Source organism: Chelatococcus sp. GCM10030263, from assembly GCF_042666455.1.
In the GTDB taxonomy this organism is placed as follows: Bacteria; Pseudomonadota; Alphaproteobacteria; order Rhizobiales; family Beijerinckiaceae; genus Chelatococcus.
The window spans coordinates 376,215-391,522 of record NZ_JBHTDB010000016.1 but is presented as its reverse complement, the minus strand read 5'-3'; the positions used below and the strand labels follow the sequence as shown (position 1 = coordinate 391,522).

At 63.4% G+C, this 15,308-nt stretch carries 12 protein-coding genes and 1 tRNA gene; 5 read left to right on the top strand and 8 right to left on the bottom strand.

All coding sequences use genetic code 11. The annotated features are described in order from the left end of the window. Window positions 1-63: 63 nt before the first annotated feature. The 4 genes from ACFQU1_RS24160 (at window position 64) to hflX (ending at window position 5,581) form a co-directional block, all read left to right on the top strand. Window positions 64-2,325 carry an ATP-binding protein gene (locus ACFQU1_RS24160; protein WP_378137590.1) on the top strand — a complete coding sequence of 754 codons (2,262 nt, stop codon included), beginning with the start codon at window positions 64-66 and terminating at the stop codon, window positions 2,323-2,325. After that, entirely contained in the window at window positions 2,322-3,689 is a 1,368-nt protein-coding gene (locus ACFQU1_RS24155; RefSeq protein WP_378137588.1) for a sigma-54-dependent transcriptional regulator, read from the top strand. Before ACFQU1_RS24160 ends, ACFQU1_RS24155 begins: the two co-directional genes overlap by 4 nt. Before the next feature lie 241 nt (window positions 3,690-3,930). After that, window positions 3,931-4,194, top strand: a complete 264-nt coding sequence (hfq, locus tag ACFQU1_RS24150; RefSeq protein ID WP_378137586.1) for an RNA chaperone Hfq — start codon at window positions 3,931-3,933, stop codon at window positions 4,192-4,194. A 64-nt stretch (window positions 4,195-4,258) separates the two neighbouring features. Beyond that, window positions 4,259-5,581 carry a GTPase HflX gene (gene hflX, locus ACFQU1_RS24145; protein ID WP_378137584.1) on the top strand — a complete coding sequence of 441 codons (1,323 nt, stop codon included), beginning with the start codon at window positions 4,259-4,261 and terminating at the stop codon, window positions 5,579-5,581. On the opposite strand, the gene mazG is transcribed toward hflX, so the two are convergent. Then, on the bottom strand, window positions 5,578-6,417 hold the full coding sequence (gene mazG / locus ACFQU1_RS24140) for a nucleoside triphosphate pyrophosphohydrolase (protein ID WP_378137582.1): 840 nt from the start codon (window positions 6,415-6,417) through the stop codon (window positions 5,578-5,580). The genes hflX and mazG overlap by 4 nt on opposite strands. A gap of 280 nt (window positions 6,418-6,697) precedes the next feature. Between mazG and ACFQU1_RS24135 the strand changes: the two genes are divergently transcribed. After that, window positions 6,698-7,066: a PRC-barrel domain-containing protein gene (locus ACFQU1_RS24135; protein WP_378137580.1), complete on the top strand. Its 369-nt coding sequence runs from the start codon at window positions 6,698-6,700 to the stop codon at window positions 7,064-7,066. Here the strand turns inward: ACFQU1_RS24135 and ACFQU1_RS24130 are convergent. The 7 genes from ACFQU1_RS24130 to ACFQU1_RS24100 form a co-directional block, all read right to left on the bottom strand. Continuing rightward, window positions 7,051-8,706 (bottom strand): sensor histidine kinase, encoded by a 1,656-nt coding sequence (locus ACFQU1_RS24130; protein WP_378137578.1) that lies wholly within the window; start codon window positions 8,704-8,706, stop codon window positions 7,051-7,053. The genes ACFQU1_RS24135 and ACFQU1_RS24130 overlap by 16 nt on opposite strands. Before the next feature lie 105 nt (window positions 8,707-8,811). Further along, window positions 8,812-9,183, bottom strand: a complete 372-nt coding sequence (locus ACFQU1_RS24125; protein WP_378137576.1) for a hypothetical protein — start codon at window positions 9,181-9,183, stop codon at window positions 8,812-8,814. A gap of 418 nt (window positions 9,184-9,601) precedes the next feature. Continuing rightward, a tRNA-Val gene (locus ACFQU1_RS24120) sits at window positions 9,602-9,677 on the bottom strand. A gap of 302 nt (window positions 9,678-9,979) precedes the next feature. Beyond that, on the bottom strand, window positions 9,980-10,354 hold the full coding sequence (locus ACFQU1_RS24115) for an HU family DNA-binding protein (RefSeq protein WP_378137574.1): 375 nt from the start codon (window positions 10,352-10,354) through the stop codon (window positions 9,980-9,982). 120 nt (window positions 10,355-10,474) lie between these two features. Continuing rightward, on the bottom strand, window positions 10,475-12,901 hold the full coding sequence (lon, locus tag ACFQU1_RS24110) for an endopeptidase La (RefSeq protein ID WP_378137572.1): 2,427 nt from the start codon (window positions 12,899-12,901) through the stop codon (window positions 10,475-10,477). A gap of 281 nt (window positions 12,902-13,182) precedes the next feature. Further along, window positions 13,183-14,448, bottom strand: a complete 1,266-nt coding sequence (gene clpX / locus ACFQU1_RS24105) for an ATP-dependent Clp protease ATP-binding subunit ClpX (protein ID WP_378137570.1) — start codon at window positions 14,446-14,448, stop codon at window positions 13,183-13,185. Between the two features lie 233 nt (window positions 14,449-14,681). Further along, the gene (locus ACFQU1_RS24100) at window positions 14,682-15,305 is read right to left on the bottom strand and encodes an ATP-dependent Clp protease proteolytic subunit (RefSeq protein ID WP_378137567.1); all 624 of its coding nucleotides are present in this window, start codon (window positions 15,303-15,305) and stop codon (window positions 14,682-14,684) included. Between the last annotated feature and the right edge of the window lie 3 nt (window positions 15,306-15,308).

Below are 15,308 nucleotides of genomic sequence, written 5' to 3'. Positions count from 1 at the left end.
ATGAGCGCACCTATTGCAGGGTGATTCACCCCGATTCGGTGCAACTCAACGAGCGCGGCACTTGTGAGCATATCGACGGATCTATCGAGAGAACGCGGCTCCCGCGTTTCCGGCATCATCGGCACGATTGCGGTTACTCTGGCGCTGATGTCGGCGCTCGTAACCTTTCTCGTGCTCGCCGGCATGACGCCGATTCTGCCCACGCACATCGTGGTGGTCTGGGCGCTTTTCATCAATCTGGTGCTCGTTCTTTTTCTGGTTTCCATCATTCTGTGGGAAACCTACAGCCTGTTTCGCGCCCGGCGCCGGGGTGCTGCGGCCGCCGGCCTTCACGTCCGCATCGTCGCCCTGTTCAGCCTCGTCGCCGCCTTTCCGGCCATTCTCGTCGCCGTGGTCGCCTCGATCACGCTGGAACGCGGCCTCGACCCGTGGTTCACGAGCTCGCTCAAGGCGCTCATCACCAATACGGTCGAGATCGCCCACGCTTATCGCGACACCCAATGCCGCAACATGGTGCGCGAGACGGAGCTGATGGCGGCCGACCTGAACCGGGCGAAGGTGCTCTATAACGCCGACCGCAAGCTGTTCCACGACTTCATGCTCTCGCGGTCGGTCTTCCTCGGCTTCCCCAACGCCATGCTCGTCCAGGCGGACGGCACGGTGCTGGAGCGCATCGAATCGCGCAATGCGGCGCATCTCGATCCGCCCACGGCGGACGATCTGAAGGATGCGAATTCGAGCGATCCCATCTGCCTGATCCCGAAATCGGGCAATCTGTTCCGCTCGCTCCTCAAGCTCGACTGGCCCGAACCCACCGTCCTCTATGTCGCGCGCCAGGTGGACCCCCGCGCCGTCGAATTTCCGGCCGCCGCCGAGACCGGAGTCGCCTATTATCAGGCGCTGGAGGAGAAGAAGCTCGGCATCCAGATCGCCTTCGCTTCCATGTTCGCGCTCGTCGCGTTCATCGTTCTCCTGTCAGCCATCTGGTTCGGCTTGAGCTTCGCCAACCGGTTGGTGACGCCGGTGCGGCGCCTGATCCACGCCACCGACCAGGTGGCGAGCGGCAACTTTTATGTGCAGGTGCCGATCCGGCGCACTGAAGGCGACCTCGCCCATCTCGGCGCCACCTTCAACAAGATGACGAGCGAGCTGCGCCAGCAGCATGACGGGCTGATCGCCGCGAGCGATCTTATCGACAAGCGACGGCGCTTCACCGAGGCCGTGCTCGCGGGGGTGTCGGCTGGCGTCATCGGCACCGATGCGGCCGGCATCATCACCATCGTCAATCCCTCCGCCGAGGCGCTCTTGCGCACCGAAGGCGGCACGCTCGTCGGCGAACATATCAGCACGGCCCTGCCGGAGGTCTCCGCGCTCATCCAGGAGGCGCTCTCCGCCCGCCAGCGCGTGCTCACCCAGGGGCAGATCGCCATCACCCGTGAGGGCCGCGAGCGGACGCTGAACGTGCGCGTGACGAGCGAGCAGGCGGCCGGTCAGGACAAGGGCTTCATCGTCACGCTGGACGACATCACCGGCCTTGTCGCCGCGCAGCGGACCTCCGCCTGGGCCGATGTGGCGCGACGTATCGCCCACGAGATCAAGAACCCGCTGACGCCGATCCAGCTGTCGGCCGAACGCATCCGGCGCAAATACGGCAAGGTCATCGTCGAGGATCGCACGGTCTTCGACCAATGCGTCGCGACGATCGTGCGTCAGGTCGACGACATCAAACGGATGGTCGACGAGTTTTCCTCTTTCGCCCGCATGCCGAAGCCGACGCATGCGATGGAGGATGTCGTCGATGCCGTGCGCCAGGTGATCTTCCTCATGCGCGTCGGCTCTCCCGATATCACCTTCGAGGAAGACCTGCCCGACGCGCCGATCATCGCGCGCTTCGACCGGCGGCTCATCTCCCAGGCCGTCACCAATATCGTCAAGAATGCGACCGAGGCCGTGATGGCGGTCGGTGCCGACAAGCGCGGGGAGGGGCGTGTTCATGTGAGCGTGCGCCAGGACCCCGGTGACATCGTCGTCATCGAGGTGAGCGACAACGGCAAGGGCTTTCCCAGCGAACACCGGCAGCGGCTCCTCGAGCCCTATATGACGACGCGCGAGGGGGGCACCGGGCTCGGCCTCGCCATCGTCGGCAAGATCCTCGAAGACCACGGCGGCGCCATCGAACTCCTCGACCGTTCCGACGCGATCGGGGGAGGGCCGGGCGCACGCGTGAAGATGTGGTTCCCCAAAGCGGGGAATGGTGACGTTGCGGGGAATGGTGACGTTGCGGCTGCGGACAAGGACGACATCAGACAAAGGGCACACGGATGAGCGCCGACATCCTCATCGTCGACGACGAAGCGGATATTCGTGAACTCGTTGGCGGCATACTGGACGACGAAGGTCATCGCACCCGGACCGCCGGCAGTTCGGACGAGGCACTGGCCGCCGTCGAAGCGCGTAGGCCGCATCTCGTTTTTCTCGACATCTGGCTCCAGGGCAGCCGTCTCGACGGCCTGCAGGTGCTCGACGTCATCAAGGAGCAGCACCCCGAACTGCCGGTGGTGATGATCTCCGGCCACGGCAATATCGAAACCGCCGTTTCGGCCATCAAACGCGGCGCCTATGACTTCATCGAGAAGCCCTTCAAGGCCGACCGGCTGGTGCTGGTTGCCGAACGGGCGCTCGAGGCCTCTCGGTTGAAGCGGGAGGTGAGGGAACTGCGAACCCGCTCGGGTCAGGCAAGCCGCATCGTCGGTCGTTCGCCGGTCGTCAACCAGCTGCGGCAAACCATCGAGCGCGTGGGGCCCACCAATGCCCGCGTGCTGATCAGCGGGCCTTCGGGATCCGGCAAGGAACTCGCAGCGCGCACCCTCCATGCCCAGTCCCAGCGCGCCAGCGGCCCCTTCGTGGTCATCAATGCCGCAGCGATTACGCCGGAAAACATGGAAAGCGAGCTCTTCGGCACCGAGGCCATGGACGGCCGCGGACGCCGCACCGGCGCGCTCGAGGAAGCCCACGGCGGCACGCTCTACATCGACGAGGTCGGTGACATGCCGCGCGAAACGCAGAGCCGCATTCTGCGGGTGCTCGTCGACCAGAACTTCCAACGCGTCGGCGGCACGACGCGCGTCCATGTCGATGTACGCATCGTTTCCTCGACGAGCCGGGATTTGACGACTGAGATCGGAGATGGCCGGTTCCGCGAAGATCTGTTTCACCGGCTCAGCGTCGTCCCGGTGAGGGTTCCCTCGCTCGCAGAACGGCGCGAGGATGTACCGGAGCTCATTACCTTCTTCATGGAGCAGATTTCGGTCGCGACCGGTCTCGCCAAGCGGGTCATCGCCGAGGATGCGATGGCGGTGCTGCAGTCGCACGACTGGCCGGGCAACGTCCGCCAGCTGCGCAACAATGTCGAGCGCCTCATGATCCTCTCCGGCGGCGACCCGGACGCCCCGGTCACGGCCGAGATGCTGCCGGCCGAAATCGGCGCGCTCGTGCCTACGACGCCTGCGGGAAGCGGGGGGGAGAAGCTGATGAGCCTGCCGCTGCGCGACGCGAGAGAGATCTTCGAGCGGGAATATCTCGTGGCGCAGATCAGCCGATTCTCCGGAAACATCTCGCGAACCGCCGAATTCATCGGCATGGAGCGCTCGGCCTTGCACCGTAAGCTCAAGTCGCTCGGCATCGGGTGATCAGCCCAGCTGTCGACCGGAGCACCTTGGAATGCAGTGGGCGAATGACGACGCGCGTCAGCCATTCCGAAAATGCCGCAAGGGGTGATGACCCCTTGCGCCGAAGGCGTTTCTCGCTTTGTAATGACCTGTCTCGGTCCGCTACCATCCCGTGCCGTGTTGCGCGGCTCGTGGAACAACATCATGCCGTACGGTCAACAAGGACCGACGGGCGTACGGCGAAGAAAAAAGGCTCAACAAAATGGCGGGCGAACGCACGCAAAACCTTCAGGACACTTTTCTCAACCATTTGCGGAAGAACAAGGTTCCGCTCACGATCTTCCTGGTCAATGGCGTGAAGCTGCAGGGCGTCGTTACATGGTTTGATAATTTTTGTGTATTGCTGCGCCGCGATGGGCACTCGCAGCTCGTCTACAAGCACGCCATATCTACCATAATGCCCGGGCATCCGATCCAGCTGTTCGAGCCCCCCGCCGACGAGAATGGCCCGGCAGAAAAGGCCTGAGTTGACGAAACCGGATACGCGTAAAGACAAGCTCTCACCGACGGCGCCCCCTTCCGATGTGGATATGCGGACGGGGACGCGCGCCCTCGTGATCGGCCCTTATGTAACGAGGGCAGGGAGTGGACATGAAGCGGCCGGCGCGGTGCGGGACCCGCTCGCGAGGCTCGACGAGGCGGTCGGCCTCGCCCGCGCCATCGATCTGATCATCGTCCAGGCGATCAATCTGACCCTCGCGGCAATCCGGCCTGCAACCTATCTCGGATCCGGCAAGGTCGAGGAGCTCGCGGGCGTCATCAAGGCCGAAGAAATCGCTCTCGTCGTCATGGATTGCGCCCTCTCGCCCGTTCAGCAGCGCAACCTGGAACGTGCCTGGGGCGCGAAGGTGATCGATCGGACGGGGCTGATCCTCGAAATCTTCGGCCGCCGGGCGCGCACGCGCGAAGGCGCGCTGCAGGTGGAACTCGCCCATCTCACCTATCAGAAGAGCCGGCTGGTCCGGTCCTGGACCCATCTGGAGCGGCAGCGGGGCGGCTTCGGCTTCCTCGGCGGCCCCGGCGAGACGCAGATCGAAACGGATCGGCGGCTGATTCAGGAGCGCATGACCCGGATCGAGCGCGATCTCGGTCAGGTCAAGCGCACACGCTCGCTCCACCGCGAAAGCCGCCGGCGCGTGCCCTATCCGATCATCGCGCTCGTCGGCTATACTAATGCCGGCAAATCGACGCTGTTCAACCGGCTCACGGCAGCCGAGGTGAGGGCGGAGGACCTTCTGTTCGCCACGCTCGACCCGACCGCCCGGGCCATTGCGCTGCCGCATGGGGCGAAGGCCATCCTGTCCGATACGGTCGGCTTCATCTCCGACCTGCCGACGATGCTGGTGGCCGCCTTCCGCGCCACCCTGGAGGACGTCATCGAGGCGGATGTGCTGCTCCATGTGCGGGACGTCTCCCATGGCGATACCGAGGCCCAGGCGAGCGACGTGCAGGGCATTCTGCGGGACCTCGGCATCGATCCCGCCGACGGCCACAGGCTGATCGAGGTTTGGAACAAGGCCGATCTGCTCAGCCCGGACGAACGCACGCGCCTTGCCAATCTGGCCGACCGCCGGCCGCCGGAACTCAGGCCGGTGATCGTGTCGGCAACCTCAGGGGAGGGGCTCGATCGCCTCCTCGCCGCCATCGAGCTTCGGGTCGCCAAGGACCGCAAGACCTACCGCGTGCTCCTCGATCCGACCGCTGGCGACGTTCTCAACTGGCTCTACGAGGAAACAGAGGTGCTCGACCGGCGCCTCGACGAGGAAGGCCGGACCGTCCTCGCCGTTCGCCTCGCCGAGGAAAAGGCCCCGCGCCTTCTGCGGCGCTGTCCCGGGGCGCGGCGGGTGCGCTAGCCAGCATCAGAGTCTGCCCGTTCGTCCTCCTTGGCGCGCTGCCAGAGCGCTTCCATTTCGTCCAGAGTGGCCTCTTCGAGGCTGCGATCGGCAGCGCCAAGTGCCCGTTCGATTGCGGCGAAGCGGCGCTCGAACTTGGCATTGGTAGCGCGCAACGCCGCCTCGGCATCGCCGCCCACATGCCGCGCCAGATTGACGGCGGCAAAGATCAGATCGCCGATTTCATCCTGAACAGCCGCTGCGTCCTTGTCTGCCAAGGCCTCTTCGATCTCGGCGAGTTCCTCGCGCAGCTTGGCGACGACCTCGCGCGCCTCCGGCCAGTCGAAGCCGACTTTCGCGGCTTTGCCTTGCAGCTTCTCCGCACGCATGAGGGCAGGGAGGTTTCCGGGAATATCGGCCAGCAGGCCGGTCTGCTCTTCCGGCAACCCCTGCTCCACCCGTTTGCGGCGACGCTCGGCCTTCTCTCCGATCTTGATAGTGTCCCACAGGCGCTTGACCTCGTCCGGTGCGAGATCGCGGGCATTGCCGAACACATGCGGATGGCGGCGGATGAGTTTGCTGGTTATCGCCTCGACCACATCGCCGAAGGAGAAATCGCCGGCTTCCTCCGCCATGCGGGCGTGGAAGACGACCTGCAGCAGAAGGTCGCCCAGCTCCTCTTTGACGTCGACCATATCGCCGCGCGCAATGGCATCGGCGACCTCATAAGCCTCCTCGATGGTGTAGGGCGCGATCGAAGCGAAGGTCTGTTCGAGGTCCCACGGACAGCCGCTGCCCGGCGTCCGCAGCATGGCCATGATGGAAATGAGCTGGCCGATGTCCCGCGAGGCTTCCATAGAGCACTCCAGCTGGTTGCGATGAGAAAGGCTCGTATCGCATGGCAGGGTTCGCCGACCAATGCCTTTCGACCACGGGCTCACGGCCACCGTCGATCAGCTGGGATCGCCAGATGAGGCGGCGTGGTGGTCCGGCTTGGGCGCTACCGTTTGCGCGGACGTGGTTCGCATAAGGCGCATTATGGAACTACAAATCTGGAACTCAGGTGGCACCCGGCCGCGATTGCGGAACCACCCACGCCAATCGCTCATTGTATCTACAGCTTTACGGGAGGCAGCAATGGACCACGAGCAGGAAACAACAACCCTCATCGGCTCCGACAAGGTGGCCGGCACCAAAGTCTATAATGCGGCGGGCGAGCATCTCGGCGAGATCGCCGACATCATGATCGACAAGGTCAGCGGACGCGTCGCCTATGCCGTCATGTCCTTCGGCGGCTTTCTGGGCATGGGCGAGCAGCATCACCCCTTGCCATGGTCGACCCTGACCTATGACGTCGACAAGGGTGGGTATGTCGTCAATCTCAGCCGGGAGCAGCTCGAAGGCGCACCTCGCTACGAGGCCGAGACGAAGCCCGAATGGGGTGACCGGGCCTATGAGCAGCGCTTGCACGACTATTACGGCGTGAACCCTTATTGGGGACTCTGAGAGGCAGCCTTGGCGGCGTCGGTAATCGCGGAGGTGGGTTCTTCCGTGTTTGCCGGCAGCACCACCTCGAGTGCGGTGCCTGCGCTGGAACTGCGCCAGTCGAGTTCCGCTTCGAGCTTGAGCACCATTGAGCGTATGACGAGCAGACCGAGGCTGTTGCTGTCGGGAGCGCCGGCGGGCATGCCCACCCCGTTGTCCGAGACGGTCAGCACGAGCCGCCCGTTCGGCCGGTGGCGCAAGGAAACCTCGACTCGCCCTGCCCGTCCATCCGAGAAGGCATGTTTTAGCGCGTTGGTCACGGCTTCGTTGACGATCTGACCGAGAGCGACGGCATCGGCCATCGAACAGCGCACGGGCTCGAGCGCCGTTTCGATCACGATGGTGTCGCGGTCGGCCGTCAGGCGCAGGGAATCGCAGACGGCCGCCAGATAGGCGGAGCAATCAGCCCCGGTAAGATTGTCGCTGCCCTGCATCTGCTGGTGGATAGCGGCCATCGAGGTGACCCGCCCTATGGTTTCCTGCAGCCTCTGACGCACGGCCGGATCAGGCTCCCGTCGCGCCTGAAGGGCGACCAGGCTCGCGATCATCTGCAGATTGTTCTTGGTGCGATGGTGCATCTCGCGGAAGAGCATGTCCTGCTGGGCCACCGTCGCCGCAAGTGACACATTGGTCGCGGCCTCCCGCGCCCTCGCCTCCTCCAGGAGCTTGATGCTGCGCACGGCGGCACCGGTGAGAAGGAGCGTGATACCGAGCCCGCCGACAGCAAAACCGCTGCTTGCATAGACGAAGAACCACCAGTCCTTCAGATTGGCAGCCTTCGGCGTGCTGACCTGCACGATCAGCGGCAGCTCCGGCAGCCGCCGATAAGCGTAGATCTCCTCCCTCCCCGTCTGCGGATCGGTGTCCTCATAGAGCCCCGCGAGCCCCTTCACGCCGTCCTGCTGCGAAAACAACGACAGATGCCCGTAACTCTCGGCAAGATCCTCGCCGGCCACTGGCTGCCGGAGGATCAGGCGCGCATCGGAGCTGTAAACCGCCACGGCGCTGCCCGGAGGCAGGCCGAGGCTTTCGACGAAGCGCTGGAAAAAGCTGAAATCGAGAGCTCCGAGAACGACGCCCTGAAAGGCGCCGCCCAGTGCCAGACGACGGCCGACGCCAACCAAAAATTGGCCGGTCCCGGGGCTCTTCCAGGAGGTCAGAAAGAGAGTTCGTCCCTCGTCTCGAAGGGCGCGGAGCACCGCACTGTCGGCAATCGTCGTCTGAGGCGGCAGCACGGAAGTCGAAAAGGTCAAAGCGCCCGATTCGTCGAAGATGAGGATGTCACCGAGATGCGGCAGCGTCTGGGCGCCATGTTTGAGCCGTGTACGAACCTTCTCGTCAGAAATGGCCGTCTGCAGCCCGCCGCTCTCGACCTCGTCGACGACGCCCTGCAGGATCACATCGATGCCGCGCACCGCGCCGCGCACGTGCTCCTCGGCGAGCCAGGAGGCAAAGCCTATGTTATTGCGGGCCTTGTTCAGGGATGTGCGATAGCTCTGCCAGACAAAAGCTGTCCATAACCCGAGCCCCGCCACAACCGCGAGCGTAACGAAGCTCACGAGCCAGGTACGAGGGCCATGAGACGCCTTGACCAGTGACATCATTCTTCCCGAGCTGCCGGGATATAGAACCGTGTCACATCTCGATTGTCGACTGGCTAAGTTTGATAAACGGGCAGGTGAAGAAGCCGAACGGCCCCGCGGAGGTCAGTGGACCTCGACGCTCTCAACACGATTTGGTGAAAACACCTCTGTGACGTCCCGCACCTTCTTTTTGGCCGCCCCTGATCGCCGGGCAATCCAAGCTTTCACGAAACGGCCCCAGAAGAAGGGAAAGCGGCAATCGAGCGACGGCGAAAAATCCGGTTCCGCTCTCTTCTCGATGAAGAAAGCCAACAGGTCCTTGAGCGACTTTGCGCGCTCGTCATCCGCGGCAAAGGGCTGAAGATGGTTGAGCACCTCGATGGCATGCGGGACCGCTGGTCGAAACTCCTGCATGAGCTCTTCGAGTTCCGCTAAATGGGATGCGAGCACAATGTCACAGTCCCGGCTGGAGGCCGACCTTACCCGGTGCTGCATGAGAGGCTCCCTTCAAGCTTCGTCGAAGCGCTTACGAAGGCCTAACGCAGAAGCGACAATAGAGTTCCCACCTTCTCGCCATAAAATAGCTGTTGGGCTGTCAAAATACTGAACGCACACTCCGCGTGCAATATCGGCCCATAAAGACCAGATCTTTCTCGCCATGCAGTGGCAGCAAATTCATTGTTGGTTGTTTGCTGTACCGTGGTAGCGGCAATAAACACTAGGCGCCCACGCAAAACTACCATTCAATGCTGGCAGCAGACGCGACCGGACCCATGCGGGAGCGGCTCGCCGGTTCCCCGGACTTGCGCTCCGCAATTCGGGCGCCAATGTGGCAGATGATATTGGTCCCGCATCTCAACACAAACAGCGCGGAAGCGGAAGAGCCGTCGGCGATCTGGACGGCTTTAAATGATGGTGGGCGGTGACGGGCTCGAACCGCCGACATTCTCGGTGTAAGCGAGATGCTCTACCAACTGAGCTAACCGCCCCTCCCCTCCGATTTAGCGGACCGTCAGCCGTCGGCGCAAGCCCTTCGGCGCCTGTCGCGCTGCGCAGGGATGCACCGGAAGGGAACATATGGGATGCCGAGGCATGCCCTCAACGGCAAAGCAGATCACGACCTGCTTTTCCGGTGCGGGCATGCCGCTGGCGACATCGTGCCTGGGGGTTTACGCGAGGGGCTGGATCCTACTGGAACCTATGGCCGAGAAGGAGGCCAGCTTGGGCACGTCGCGCCAACGCCAGCCCCTCACGGATCCGCTCCGACCGAGACGCTCGATCGCAGGGGTATTCACTTGCCGTTGACGGCTTCCTTCAGGCCGGCGCCGGCCTTGAACTTCGGCGTCTTGGAAGCAGGCACTTTGATCGTCTCGCCGGTCCGCGGATTGCGCGCGGTGCCGGCGGCACGATCGGCCACCCCAAAGGTGCCGAAGCCGACCAGCTTGACTTCCTCGCCCGACTTCAGGGCGCTGGTGATGGCGTCGATGGCGGCGTCGATGGCTTCCGTGGCCTGAACCTTCGTCAAGCTAGCCTTTTCAGCCACTGCGGAAACAAGATCACCCTTGTTCATTTCAAACCTCCTAACCTGCGTTGTGCAGGCGCGTTGTTGTTCCTGCGCGCCGCGCGAGACACGCGTCGTCGCCAAAGCCGGCGGCGCGTGTGTCACCCCGGATGGCCCAGAATTCCAAGGAAATCAACGTGTCTGACGCCTCAAACCGAAAAAAGCCCCCTGGCGAACCGCCAGAGGGCACTTTTTCAACAGCAAACGTCACCCGTTTGCAGCAGTTCAATGCGCGACAACCGTACTCGATTCGCCGTCCACGGCCTTGTTCGGGGCCTGATCGGGGATCGGCTCGTCCCAGGTAATGGGCTCAGGCTGACGCACCAGGGCCTGCTGCAGCACCTGTTCCATCCGCCCCACGGGCACGATCTCAAGGCCGTTCTTCACGCTCTCGGGAAGATCCGCCAGATCCTTGGCGTTCTCCTCGGGGACGAGAACCTTCTTCATGCCGCCGCGCAGAGCCGCCAGGAGCTTCTCCTTGAGGCCGCCGATCGGCAGCACCCTACCCCTGAGCGTGACCTCGCCCGTCATGGCCACATCGCGCCGCACCGGAATGCCCGTGAGCGTCGAGACGATGGCCGTTGCCATGGCGATGCCGGCTGACGGCCCGTCCTTCGGGGTCGCCCCCTCCGGCACGTGGACGTGGATGTCCCGACGCTCGAACAGCGGCGGCTCCAGGCCGAAATCGACCGCACGTGACCGCACGTAGGAGGCGGCGGCCGAGATCGACTCCTTCATCACCTCGCGCAGGTTGCCGGTGACGGTCATCTTGCCCTTGCCAGGCATCATGATGCCTTCGATGGTCAGGAGTTCGCCGCCCACCTCCGTCCAGGCGAGGCCGGTGACGACACCCACCTGGTCCTCGGCCTCCACCTCGCCGTAGCGATATTTCGGCACGCCGAGATAGTCGGCGATGGTATCGGCCGTCACCTCGACGCTCTTGCGCTTGGTGAGCACGATTTCCTTGACCGCCTTGCGGATGAGATTGGCGATCTCGCGCTCGAGGTTGCGGACGCCCGCCTCCCGCGTATAGCGCCGGATGAGCGTGGTGAGGCCGCCGTCGTCGATCGACCATTCCTTGTCGTTCAGCCCATGCTTGCGCACGGCACCCGGAATGAGGTGCTTCCTGGCGATCTCGACCTTCTCCTCTTCCGTATAGCCGGCGATACGGATCACCTCCATGCGGTCGAGAAGCGCGGGCGGGATGTTGAGCGTGTTCGCCGTCGTCACGAACATCACGTTCGACAGGTCATAGTCGACCTCGAGGTAATGGTCGTTGAAGGCGTTGTTCTGCTCGGGGTCCAGCACCTCGAGGAGGGCTGCCGACGGATCGCCGCGGAAGTCCATGCCCATCTTGTCGATCTCGTCGAGCAGGATGAGCGGGTTGGACGTCTTGGCCTTGCGCATCGACTGGATGATCTTACCGGGCATCGAGCCGATATAGGTGCGCCGATGGCCGCGGATTTCGGCCTCATCGCGCACGCCGCCGAGCGACATGCGCACGAACTCGCGCCCCGTCGCCTTGGCGAGCGACTTGCCGAGCGAGGTCTTGCCGACGCCGGGAGGTCCGACGAGGCACAGGATAGGACCCGTGAGCTTGTTGGCCCGCTGCTGGACGGCGAGATATTCGACGATCCGGTCCTTGACCTTCTCGAGCCCGTGGTGATCGGCGTCGAGAATGTTCTGGGCGAGGTTCAGGTCCTTCTTGATCTTGGACCGCTTGCCCCAGGGGATGCCCAACATCCAATCGAGATAGTTGCGCACCACGGTCGCTTCCGCGGACATGGGCGACATCTGACGCAGCTTCTTCAGCTCGCCGAGCGCCTTTTCACGGGCTTCCTTGGTGAATTTCGTCTTCTCGATCTTCTCCTCGAGTTCGGCCAGCTCGTCGCGGCCGTCCTCGTCGCCGAGTTCCTTCTGAATGGCCTTCATCTGCTCATTCAGGTAGTATTCGCGCTGGGTCTTCTCCATCTGGCGCTTGACGCGCGTACGGATGCGCTTCTCGACCTGAAGGACCGAGATCTCGCTCTCCATCAGCCCGAGCGCCTTCTCCAGCCGCTCTGCGATGACGGTGGTCTCCAGGATCGCCTGCTTATCGGCGATCTTGACCGCCAGATGCGAAGCCACCGTGTCCGCCAGCTTCGAGGGATCCTCGATCTGCGTGACCGCGGAGACGACCTCCGGCGAGACCTTCTTGTTGAGCTTCACATAATTTTCGAACTCGGCCAGCACCGAGCGCGCCAGCGCCTCGGTCTCGACCTTGCTGCCGACCTGCTCGGCCAGGACCTCGGCCTCGGCCTCGTAGAAATCCTCGGTACGGCTATAGGCGCCAATCTTGGCGCGGCCGGTACCCTCCACCAGCACCTTCACGGTTCCGTCCGGCAGCTTCAAAAGCTGCAGCACGCTCGCGATGGTCCCGATGGTGTAGATGGCGTCTGTCGCCGGATCATCGTCGGCCGCATTCATCTGGGTGGCCAGAAGGATGTGGCGATCGCTCTTGACGACCTCCTCCAGCGCCCGGATCGACTTCTCGCGCCCAACGAACAGCGGCACGATCATGTGCGGAAAGACGACGATGTCACGCAGGGGCAGGACGGGATAGGTACCGACCGTGCCGGGAACTGCCGTCTGACGGGGCTTCGTTGTGGTCATTGCCCACTTGTCCTTCGTGTTGCGCCCGCAGCCTCCGAACAAGGCTGGTCCGCGGGCGGACCGCCGGAAGCGCTCACCATCGAAATGGCTGCTTCCAGCCCGCTATCCGATCACCTCGCAATGAGCATGCCGGAATGTCAGCGTCCCGCAGAACTTGGAGATCCGGTACCGACGTTTCAACCTAAGTGCCTGAAACGTCGACCAGCTTTGCGTCCTCTGCATGGAGCGGACGCAATCCGGAACACCTCTCGGGGAAAGCAGAGACATTCCGGATCCGGCGATCACGCGCTCGCGCTCGTCTCGGCCGCGCGATCGGCATAGATGAAGAGCGGTCGTGCTTTTCCTTCGACCACCTCGGGCCCGATGACGATCTGCTCGACCCCTTCGAGGCCGGGCAGCTCGTACATGGTGTCGAGCAGGATGCCCTCCATGATCGAGCGCAGCCCGCGCGCGCCGGTCTTGCGCTCGATCGCCTTGCGGGCGATCAGCGTGAGCGCGTCGTCATGGAAGGTGAGCTGCGTCTCCTCCATGTCGAAGAGGCGCTGGTACTGCTTCACAAGCGCGTTCTTCGGTTCCTGGAGAATCCGCTTGAGGGCGTTCTCGTCGAGGTCCTCGAGCGTCGCGATCACCGGCAAGCGGCCCACGAACTCGGGGATGAGGCCGAACTTCAACAGATCCTCGGGCTCCACCTCGCGGAACACCTCGCCCGTGCGCCGGTCCTCGGGAGACTGAACCTTGGCACCGAAGCCGATCGACGTGCCTTTGCCGCGGCCCATGATGATGCGCTCGAGGCCGGCGAAGGCACCACCACAGATGAACAGGATGTTGGTGGTGTCGACCTGCAGGAACTCCTGCTGGGGATGCTTGCGCCCACCCTGGGGCGGCACGCTCGCAACCGTGCCCTCCATGATCTTCAGGAGAGCCTGCTGCACGCCCTCACCCGACACGTCGCGCGTAATCGAGGGATTGTCCGATTTCCGCGAGATCTTGTCGATCTCGTCGATATAGACGATGCCGCGCTGCGCCCGCTCGACATTGTAGTCGGAGGCTTGCAGGAGCTTCAGAATGATGTTCTCGACGTCCTCGCCGACATAGCCTGCCTCGGTGAGCGTGGTGGCGTCGGCCATCGTGAAGGGCACGTCGAGGATGCGCGCCAGCGTCTGTGCCAGCAGCGTCTTGCCCGAGCCGGTCGGCCCGACGAGCAGGATGTTGGACTTGGCAAGCTCGACGTCATTGTGCTTCGTCGCATGCGCCAACCGCTTGTAGTGGTTGTGCACGGCGACCGAGAGCACCTTTTTGGCATGGTCCTGATCGATGACATAGTCGTCGAGGACCTTGCGGATCTCCTTCGGGGTCGGCACTCCGTCGCGGGACTTCACCAGCGAGGACTTCGATTCCTCGCGGATGATGTCCATGCATAGCTCCACGCATTCATCGCAGATGAACACGGTCGGCCCGGCAATCAGTTTGCGGACCTCATGCTGGCTCTTGCCGCAGAACGAGCAGTAGAGCGTGCTCTTGGAGTCGCTACCGCCGGTCTTGCTCATGGTCCGTCTCCACTCTGTACCGTCGGCGCTGAGGACACCGGCGTCTTCAAACCTTCATATAGGACCGGGTCTAAAAAAAGGTAATGCCGTATCCATGACATCCCCGGGGATTTGCGCCGGCCCCCGCTCTGCCATGCAAACATGAGGCCGCATGGCGATCAATAGCAGCCGGACACCTTGACGCATACCCGCGCCGGCCGGCTGTTCGCCGTTCGCCGACGCCAGGCAGGCCATCAGGTTTCCGCCTCTGCGCGTTTGGAAAGCACTTGATCGATAATGCCGAATTCGCGTGCCGCCTCGGCGGTCATGAAATTGTCGCGCTCGAGTGCCTGCTCGATCACGTCCATCGCGCGGCCCGTATGCTTCACATAGATTTCATTGAGGCGACGCTTCAGCGCCTCGATTTCCCGGGCATGAATCAGGATATCCGTCGCCTGGCCCTGGAAGCCGCCCGAGGGCTGGTGGACCATGATGCGCGCATTCGGCAGCGCAAAGCGCTGTCCGGGCTCGCCGGCGGAGAGCAGCAGGGAGCCCATTGAGGCGGCCTGCCCGACGCAAAGCGTCGAAACGGGACAGCGGATGAACTGCATGGTGTCATAAATGGACAGGCCCGACGTCACCACGCCACCCGGCGAGTTGATATAGAAGGAAATCTCCTTCTTCGGATTATCCGCCTCGAGGAAGAGGAGCTGGGCGACGATCAGCGACGCGGTGTAATCCTCGACCGGACCCGTCAGAAAGATGATGCGCTCGCGCAGCAGCCGCGAGTAGATGTCGAAGGCCCGCTCGCCGCGGTTCGACTGCTCCACGACCATCGGTACAAGGGTGTTGTTGTAGACCTCTAGCGGATCCCGCATGAC